The sequence below is a fragment of the Lactiplantibacillus daowaiensis genome, assembly GCF_005405085.1.
Taxonomy (GTDB): domain Bacteria; phylum Bacillota; class Bacilli; order Lactobacillales; family Lactobacillaceae; genus Lactiplantibacillus; species Lactiplantibacillus daowaiensis.
Window position 1 is genome coordinate 141,342 of record NZ_BJDJ01000004.1, and the last position, 8,740, is coordinate 150,081.

The 8,740-nt window shown below is 45.3% G+C and carries 8 protein-coding genes; 6 read left to right on the forward strand and 2 right to left on the reverse strand.

All coding sequences use genetic code 11. The features are described 5' to 3' along the window. Window positions 1-12: 12 nt before the first annotated feature. Both FFM75_RS04335 and FFM75_RS04340 read left to right on the forward strand, forming a co-directional pair. The gene (locus FFM75_RS04335) at window positions 13-291 is read left to right on the forward strand and encodes a hypothetical protein (RefSeq protein ID WP_137627962.1); all 279 of its coding nucleotides are present in this window, start codon (window positions 13-15) and stop codon (window positions 289-291) included. A 15-nt stretch (window positions 292-306) separates the two neighbouring features. After that, entirely contained in the window at window positions 307-1,077 is a 771-nt protein-coding gene (locus FFM75_RS04340) for a hypothetical protein (RefSeq protein ID WP_137627963.1), read from the forward strand. Between the two features lie 107 nt (window positions 1,078-1,184). On the opposite strand, the gene obgE is transcribed toward FFM75_RS04340, so the two are convergent. Next, window positions 1,185-2,480, reverse strand: a complete 1,296-nt coding sequence (gene obgE, locus FFM75_RS04345) for a GTPase ObgE (protein WP_137627964.1) — start codon at window positions 2,478-2,480, stop codon at window positions 1,185-1,187. Between the two features lie 234 nt (window positions 2,481-2,714). On the opposite strand from obgE, the gene FFM75_RS04350 reads away from it, so the two are divergent. The 4 genes from FFM75_RS04350 to FFM75_RS04365 all read left to right on the forward strand — a co-directional run bounded on the left by FFM75_RS04350 (window position 2,715) and on the right by FFM75_RS04365 (window position 7,902). Then, window positions 2,715-3,473 (forward strand): DeoR/GlpR family DNA-binding transcription regulator, encoded by a 759-nt coding sequence (locus tag FFM75_RS04350; RefSeq protein ID WP_137627965.1) that lies wholly within the window; start codon window positions 2,715-2,717, stop codon window positions 3,471-3,473. Then, window positions 3,470-4,387, forward strand: a complete 918-nt coding sequence (pfkB, locus tag FFM75_RS04355) for a 1-phosphofructokinase (protein WP_137627966.1) — start codon at window positions 3,470-3,472, stop codon at window positions 4,385-4,387. Before FFM75_RS04350 ends, pfkB begins: the two co-directional genes overlap by 4 nt. 35 nt (window positions 4,388-4,422) lie before the next feature. After that, window positions 4,423-6,387 (forward strand): PTS fructose transporter subunit IIABC, encoded by a 1,965-nt coding sequence (locus FFM75_RS04360; RefSeq protein ID WP_137627967.1) that lies wholly within the window; start codon window positions 4,423-4,425, stop codon window positions 6,385-6,387. Between the two features lie 192 nt (window positions 6,388-6,579). Continuing rightward, on the forward strand, window positions 6,580-7,902 hold the full coding sequence (locus FFM75_RS04365; RefSeq protein WP_223876605.1) for a metallophosphoesterase family protein: 1,323 nt from the start codon (window positions 6,580-6,582) through the stop codon (window positions 7,900-7,902). Window positions 7,903-7,992: 90 nt separating this feature from the next. Here FFM75_RS04365 and FFM75_RS04370 read toward each other — a convergent pair whose 3' ends face one another. Beyond that, window positions 7,993-8,457 carry a hypothetical protein gene (locus FFM75_RS04370; protein WP_137627968.1) on the reverse strand — a complete coding sequence of 155 codons (465 nt, stop codon included), beginning with the start codon at window positions 8,455-8,457 and terminating at the stop codon, window positions 7,993-7,995. Window positions 8,458-8,740: the final 283 nt, after the last annotated feature.

Genomic DNA, 8,740 nt, shown 5'->3' on the forward strand with positions numbered 1-8,740 from the left:
TGAGGTGCCAAGATGCGTTTAATTGATTTCAAACTCTCGACCGTCGATTTAGATCGACAAATTCCCCTTTATTGGGAACCCGACACGGGCTTACAACCGATCCTAGACTTACGTTGGCAAACCGATCAACTGTTATTAGTGCCTAGTCAAACAGGTACGCCATTAACACTAGATCAATTTTTCGCCCGGACACGCCAGCTAAACGGTCAAGCGCCGTTACTGATTGGCACGACACCAGTCGCCCCACTCTTTGGGTATCGACTCAGTACACAACGTTTATTACTAGGTTAAAAGGAGTTTATTATCGTGAAAGAAAAATTTATTGGTGCTGGCGTACTAGCTGTTAGTTTACTATTACTAAGTGGCTGTTCATCCAGTAGCATGCCCAGCTACCATAAAGCAGCGGCTCAATTTGAAAGCAGTTCGCAAAAGACGACGTCGACCCCTAAAGATACGACGAAAGCTAGCAGTGACGCTGCCAGCGAATCGAAAACGGCAACCACGCTCAAAGATTTTAGCGTACCTAAAAAGGCGAAAACGGACAAAAATTACGTCAAAAGCGGTCAGCTCACCAAGGCGCATCAGTACACTTATGACCAAGCTGGCACCAAGGTCAGCTTGACGGAAATCAAGCCCACGACTAAAACGTTCATTAACGGTCAAGTGAGCTTTAAATTCACACAAATTCGCATTTTAAAAAATCAGCCTAGTACGAAAAAGGCCTTAAAAATGGCTAATCAAGCGCTAAATACGGATCAAATCAAGGGAACTTATTACACGCTCCAATTGAAATATACGGTGACCAATCATCGGTCACAAACTGTCAACATCGATGGCATTACCGCCGTCAAAACCGACCAAGGCCAAACCTTAACCCAAGCCACACAAATGTATGATGCTGGTGCCGGCCTACAATTAACCAGTGGTGCGCATAAAAATGCCTTTACCATGGCCTTAATTACGACCAATCCCACCAAGATCAAACACGTTAATGTAGTCTTAGGCGGTATCTTCACCCCTAGCGGCAAAACCCTCACCAAAGCCAGTGCCACTAAAACATTAACGATTCAAAATTAAGCTGCTTTGAACACTAATCAAACGGTTTAACACACAGATCATCAAAATTGAAAGCAGTCAAAAAAAACGGTCACGCTGATTGAAAAGCGTGACCGTTTTTGACTGGTTTAATCCATAAATTGGAAAGAGTAATCTAAAATTTGAATCGTATCATCGTTCTTAGCACCGGCGGCCCGTAAGGCATCGTCGATTCCCATCCCGCGCAATTGACGGGCAAAGCGCATCAAGCTTTCTTCGTGATCCAAGTTGGTCATCTTAAACAAGCGTTCCAACTTTTCACCAGACAAGACAAACAAGCCTGGTTCTGGATTATCGACAGTAAAGTCTTGATTTGGTTCAGCGGTATAATCACGATGTTGCACGTCATCAACGCCTTTAACTGGGAATTGTGGTGTCACATCTAATAAATCAGCGGTTTGTGCCAGTAAGGCTTTGATGCCTTGTTGCGTAATCGATGAAATCGGATAAATCTTGGGTGTTTCAGCCAAAGTATCATCATCTTTTAACTTTACTTCAAATTCAGCCAAGTTATCAGCTGAATCCGGCATATCCATCTTAGTCGCAACCACGATTTGTGGTCGTTTCAATAGGTCAGGATCATAGCTCGTCAATTCATGATTGATTTTCAAATAATCTTCAAACGGATCATTCTCTTCAACACCGCTCATATCAATCAGATGCAAGATAACCCGCGTCCGTTCAATATGGCGTAAGAATTGAATCCCTAGGCCAACCCCGTTAGCCGCACCTTCAATCAACCCTGGCAAGTCGGCCATAACAAAGTCGCGCCCATCATCTAACCGCACCATCCCCAAATTAGGCACTAATGTGGTAAAGTGATACGCCGCAATCTTAGGTTTAGCACTCGTTACAACGGACAACAGCGTGGACTTACCGACGGATGGGAACCCAACTAAACCAACATCAGCTAACACTTTTAATTCCATGCGCACCGTCAGCTCATCACCGGGTTCACCGTTTTCTGAAATTTCTGGGGCTGGATTTTTAGGACTGGCAAAATGGATATTGCCACGACCACCACGGCCACCCTTGGCAATGACCAATTTTTGGTTCTTTTCAGTAATATCACCAATCAAATCACCCGTATCCGCATCGGTTACGACTGTCCCTAAAGGTACATTAATGATGGTATCTTTAGCAGAACGACCAGTCATTTGCTTGATCATCCCGTTGCCACCGTTATCGGCCTTGAATTTGCGGGTATACCGGAAATCCATCAAAGTCCGTAAACCTTCATCGGCTTGTAAGACGATACTGCCACCGCGGCCACCGTCACCACCAGCAGGCCCCCCATTCGGCACGAACTTTTCGCGCCGGAATGCGACCATCCCGTTACCGCCGTTACCGGCTTTTACATCTACTTTTACTTGATCGACAAACATGTTTTTCTCCTGTTTCTTCTATATTATTTATCTACGAATCGGTTCGTGCGAAATTAGATACCTGACCTAGTATACAAATCTTCGGCGACCACGTCAAAGTATCTGCCATTTCAGGCAGTTTCACCATCGATGACTGATTCAGTGACGGCTTTTGAGCTTTTTTGACGTTTTTTGAAGGTTTTTGTTGCGTTTTGATAGCTAAGCGTGTATATTAATCTTCGGAGGGATTTGAAAGTGCTTACAGAAGAACGACAACAATACATTTTAAATACGATCCGTTTCAAGGGCATTATTAAAATCAAGGATATTTGTTCCAAAACTAGTTGTTCTGAATCAACCGCTCGCCGGGATTTACAACAATTAGAGGAACAGGGTGAATTATTGCGCGTCCACGGTGGCGCTAAATATATGAACTCACTCCAAGAAGAACCTGCCATGAACGACAAAGTTTCGCGTAATGTGGATGCTAAAGACCGCATTGCCCAGCAAGCTGTTGCCAATATTCAGGTTGATGATGTGATTTATCTCGATGCCGGTACGTCAACGCTCGCGATGATCCATCATTTAAATCCCGGCTTCAACTTGCGCGTCGTGACCAACGGGGTCGTCCATGCTCCAGCACTCGCTGACATGGGCATTAAGACCTACCTACTTGGTGGTAATTTGAAAGGCACCACTAAAGCGGTCATCGGCCCAGAAGCCGTCAAGTCGTTACAGGAATATCGGTTCAACAAGGTTTTCTTAGGTATTAATGGGGTGCATCCCAAGTTTGGGTTGACCACCCCCGACCCCGACGAAGCGATCGTTAAAAAAACAGCCATCGACCAAAGTGAAGAAAGCTTCATTTTGGCTGATAACACTAAATTCGACCACGTTTCGTTTGCGCGGGTCGGCGATCTAAGCAGTGCGACGATCGTCACTGACCAGTTGACCCCAATGTTGGCCGAACAATATCAACCATTAACTACCATTCAGGAGGTAAAGAACTCATGATTTACACCATCACCGTCAATCCTGCGATTGATTACGTGGTTCAATTACCAGCCATGCAACTCGGCAGTGTTAACCGTTTGGCCCACACCGCCAAGTTACCCGGTGGTAAAGGCATCAACGTCTCACAAATTTTAAATGACCTCGAACAACCTAACGTTGCTTTGGGCTTCGTTGGTGGTTTCACCGGCGCCTTTGTGACCGATGCGTTAAAAGCTAAGGGCTTAACGTGTCAATTTACTAAGATTGCTGATGACACCCGCATTAATGTTAAGATTCACGCCGAACAAGAAACTGAATTAAACGGTGCCGGTCCTGACATTACAAGCGCTGAAGTTGATGCTTTCTATCAAGAATTGGCCCATCTGACACCTGACGATGTGGTTGTGATGTCTGGGAGTTTAACACCAAGCTTACCTGATTCATTCTATTATGACATTATTCAAAAAGTTAAAGCTGCTGGTGCAAACTTCGTCATCGACACTACTGGCGAAGCGTTGAAAAAGACTTTGCCTAGTCAACCATTAGTCGTCAAGCCAAATAATCATGAATTGGCCGCTTACTACGACACCACGTTCAATAGCCAAGCTGACATTATCGCGGCTGGCCAACGCATGCTTGGTGAAGGCGCGCAACATGTCTTGATTTCGATGGCTGGTGATGGTGGTCTCTTGATTACCCCGGACCACGTTTACTTTAGCCCCGCACCTAAGGGCCACGTCATCAACTCCGTTGGCGCTGGTGATTCGATGATTGGTGGCTTCGTTGGGACCTTTGCTAAAACGCATGATGCCATTGAAAGTTTCCGTTATGGCTTAGCTTGTGGTTCAGCAACTGCCTTCTCTGAAGACATCGCAACGCGGGCCAAAATCGATGAGATCTTGCCACTGATTAAGATTGAAGACTTAACTAACTAATTGAATTCTAGTTCCAGAAAGGACTGTACACACACATGGATATCCGCGACCTTTTATTAAAAGACGTCATGATCATGGATATGAAAGCCACGACCAAGGACGCTGCGATTGATGAATTAGTTCATAAATATGCCGAACAAGGTGTCATTAATGACGAAGCCTTATACAAGCAAGACATCATCAAACGTGAAGCTGAATCAACAACGGGGATCGGTGATGGGATCGCAATGCCCCACGCCAAAGATAAAGCCGTTCAACGCGCAACCGTTATGTTTGCCAAAAGTAAAGCTGGGGTTGATTTTAACGCCTTAGATGGCCAACCAGTTCATTTATTCTTTATGATTGCGGCACCTGAAGGGGCAAACAACACCCACTTGGCTGCCCTCGCTGCTTTATCAAGTCTCTTAATTGATCCTGACTTAGTTGCGAAATTAAAAGAAGCGCAAACACCAGAAGATGTCCAACAACTCTTCGCCGATGCCCAAGCGGCTAAGGAAGCCAAAGACGCTAAAGATGCGGCAGCTAAAGCTGAAAAAGCCGCTGCCCAAGCTAGCGCCCCTGCCGCTGAAAAACGCCCTTACATTGTTGGGGTAACGGCTTGTCCTAACGGGATTGCCCATACGTATATGGCCGAAGCCGCTTTAATCAAACAAGCAGAGGCAATGGGTGTTGATATTAAAATCGAAACTAACGGTTCTGAAGGGGTCAAACATTTATTGACCGCTGATGAAATCGCCCGTGCTGATGGCGTCGTCATCGCCGCTGATAAGAAAGTTAAAATGGCACGGTTTGATGGCAAGCATCTTGTTAACCGCCCAGTTACCGATGGGATCAACAAGTCAGAAGAACTTTTGAATGAAGCCTTAAGTGGCAAAGCGCCGGTTTACCATGATGCCGATGGTGGTGCGAGCGATGCTGATGAAGGCGGCAGTGCTAATGGCGGTGTTTGGAGTGAAATCTACAAAGATTTAATGAACGGGATTTCACACATGTTACCATTCGTCGTTGGTGGTGGGATCTTAATGGCCCTCTCCTTCGTTATCGAACAATTTGCTGGTGACAAGAGTTTAGCTTTTACCTTCTTCAACCAAGCTGGGAATATGGCCTTTGCCTTCATGGTACCGGTCTTAGCAGCTTACATCGCCGAATCAATTGGTGATCGGCCAGCCTTGATGCCTGGATTCGTTGGTGGGTTCATGGCAACCGTTTATACCGGTGCTTATGGTGGTGCTTATACCGCTTCAATCGCCGCTAATGCTAAGAGCCCTGCTGGTTTCTTAGGTGGGTTAGTTGCTGGTTTCTTAGCTGGTTATATCACTGTTTGGATGAAGAAATGGACTAAGAACATGCCACAATCCCTTGAAGGGATGAAGCCAATGTTGATTTACCCAATCTTAGGGTTATTGATCGTTGCCGCTTTGATGTTCTTCATTGTTAACCCGATCTTCTCAGTTATTAACCAATGGATTACCCACTTCTTAAACTCAATGGGTACTGGTAATGCCGTCTTACTCGGGTTAGTCCTCGGTGGGATGATGTCAATCGATATGGGTGGTCCTTTCAACAAGGCCGCTTACGTCTTTGCGACTGGTGCCTTTACCGCAACTCATGATGGGAACTTAATGGCCGCCGTTATGGCTGGTGGGATGGTACCACCATTGGCAACTGCGATTGCAACTGCCTTTTGGCCAAAGAAATTTACTGATGACGAACGTAAAGCTGGGATTTCTAACTGGTTACTTGGGATTTCCTTCATCACTGAAGGTGCGATTCCATTCGCCACTGCTGATCCATTACACGTCATTGGTTCAAGTGTGATTGGCGCTGCCATTGCTGGTGGCTTGACCCAATTATGGAACGTTTCAGTGCCTGCACCTCATGGTGGGTTATGGGTTGCCCTTTTAGCCACTAACATCTGGGGTTACGTTGCCGCTACCGTTATTGGTGCCGTCATTGCTGGGGTGATCTTAGGTATTTGGAAACCCGCTAAACAAGCTTAATCATTCATGATTGATTTTAAAAAACTGACTATCTGCTGATAGCCAGTTTTTTTATGCGCCAGTATCCGTAAATCGGTTAGCCTTTTGTGTACAATTATCACCCAGCCAATTTAATTTGGATAAATAACTATCCAACCCCCTAAACAAACGGGTATAATAACGGTATTACTTGGAAGAAATGAGACGATTTTTGTGAAATTTAACTTTCATCATTTAGCCGTGTTGGTCGCTGTGGGGAGCGCCCTTTTACTAGCTGGCTGTCATCAAACCAATCACGCTACTGCCAATCAGGTCAAGACGCGCCAATTAACTGCGATGGTCATTAGTGATGACCACGTGATCGCCCCCAGTTTGCATGATAATGGCAGCGCTTTTAAGAGTTATGCCGCCAGTGATGCGGGGGCTGACTTAACTTATAGTGCCACGATTTTTAAGGCGTTTATTGCGACTGCATTACACAAAAAGCCTGATGTCGTGCTTATTAGTGGTGATATCACCAACAATGGCGAAAAAGCCAGTCATCAATACGTCGCCAAACAATTAAAGCGACTCACTAAAGCGCATATTCGCGTCTACGTCGTCCCAGGAAATCATGATATTAACAATCCGCTGACCCGTCGTTTCAAAGGTAAAAAGCAATATATCACGAGTGCTGTCACACCCAATGAATTCAAAACGATCTATGCTAAAGCTGGCTACAATGCCGCGGTACAACATGATAGTAGTTCACTCAGTTATCTCGTCAAACCTAGTGCCAAAACCTGGTTTTTAATGCTCGATTCTGCGATTTATAAGGGCAACTACCAACAAGGCAGCTCAACGGTTGGTGGCGGCTTTACTGATGGCACCCTCGATTGGATCGCCAAAATTGGTCGTGAAGCGAAGAAGCAACATGCCACCTTAATCCCAGTTCTGCACCACAATATTATGGACCATACCATGATTCACCAAAATTACACGATCGGTTATGCCGATCAGGTCCGCCAAGTTTTCAGTAAGGCTAACTTGAAATTAACCCTCAGTGGGCATATTCATGCGCAAAGCATCAAACATAAGACCGTTGATGGCACAAAGCTAACGGATATTGCTAGTGGTGCTTTAATCTTAGGCGAGCATTATTATGGCACCTTAAAAATCGACCAACAGACTGGGCAGGCCACTTACCATGCGACACCGTTAAACGTGGCCAACTACATTAAAGCCAATCGCGGTGATGCGGCCGCCAAAGCTTACCAAAAGTATGACCATGACGTACTTTATGCCGCTGGCTATAATGCCGCGCTCAGCCAACTCTATGAAGATCGGTCAGAAACCCACTATAGCCCCAAAGAAATTAAACGTTTAGCCAGTGGCATGGGAGAAGCCAACATTGCCATGTTCCGTGGCACCCCGGTCAAGGAAACGGCTAGCGTTAAAGCTTGGGAGCAGATGCCAAAAAACACACGCCTACGCGCCTTTATTTTGCAAACTAAAACCTTAAGTGGCAATTTAACTTGGCAAGGCGCTACCCGATAAACTGTCATGATTGTATGACACAACACCCCGGTTAAGCCATTGCGACTTAACCGGGGTGTTTTAATTCATTTAATTGTTATGACCAGCCATTTATTTAACCAGTCGCATCGTGACAGTTCGTACTAAATTACGACCATCATAATTGACGATTAAATGCGACTTAGCCCGCTTAGCCAAGGTCACACTCGTATGCGACCAACCACTTGTCTTATTTTTAAACGTGGTATAGCCATGCTTTGTTAATTGTCGATTCACCGTAAATGTGTGCCCGGCAACTAAGTGTTGACTTAAAGTTAACTTGGCTTTGGGTTTTGACAATGCCTTTAAGGCTGCCGCTTTGGTCTGACCGCTACCGACTCGCCAAGTCTTAGTCGTCAACTTTTGGGCATAATACGCATTCGTAACTGTATCATAACCGACCCAACGGCCGCGTAACGCTTTAGGTATTGACGTCGCAGTTTTTTGACTAGCTTGAATCGTCGTACTTGATGTTAAGGTCATTAGCCCTAAACTTGCAACTACCAAGCAACAACTTGCTTTTAATTTAGGTGCCATTTTAATTCCTCCAAAGTGATCATTATTAATTTTAATCGCCTACCACTAGTCTAATCGTTTCCCCCAACCATCGCAACTTGATGCACACAAAAAAGCCGCACCCCCGGCTAATCGAAATCAGCTAGAGGTGCGGTTACGTTGTGGTTATATCGGTCAGCCAAAACGATCCTTATCAGCATCTTTTTGTGCAAAACTTATATAACAACTAGGGTCCGTCTTAAAACTACTTAAGTAAGATGCAAATTGAGGCAATGTAGACCGTAGCCAGATAAACATGAGCGAG

Bases quoted from the DNA above. Each gene is read 5' to 3' on its own strand.
- FFM75_RS04360 (WP_137627967.1), top strand. From the start codon at position 4,423: ATGGATATCCGCGACCTTTTATTAAAAGACGTCATGATCATGGATATG.
- pfkB (WP_137627966.1), top strand. From the start codon at position 3,470: ATGATTTACACCATCACCGTCAATCCTGCGATTGATTACGTGGTTCAA.
- obgE (WP_137627964.1), bottom strand. From the start codon at position 2,480: ATGTTTGTCGATCAAGTAAAAGTAGATGTAAAAGCCGGTAACGGCGGT.
- FFM75_RS04335 (WP_137627962.1), top strand. From the start codon at position 13: ATGCGTTTAATTGATTTCAAACTCTCGACCGTCGATTTAGATCGACAA.
- FFM75_RS04370 (WP_137627968.1), bottom strand. From the start codon at position 8,457: ATGGCACCTAAATTAAAAGCAAGTTGTTGCTTGGTAGTTGCAAGTTTA.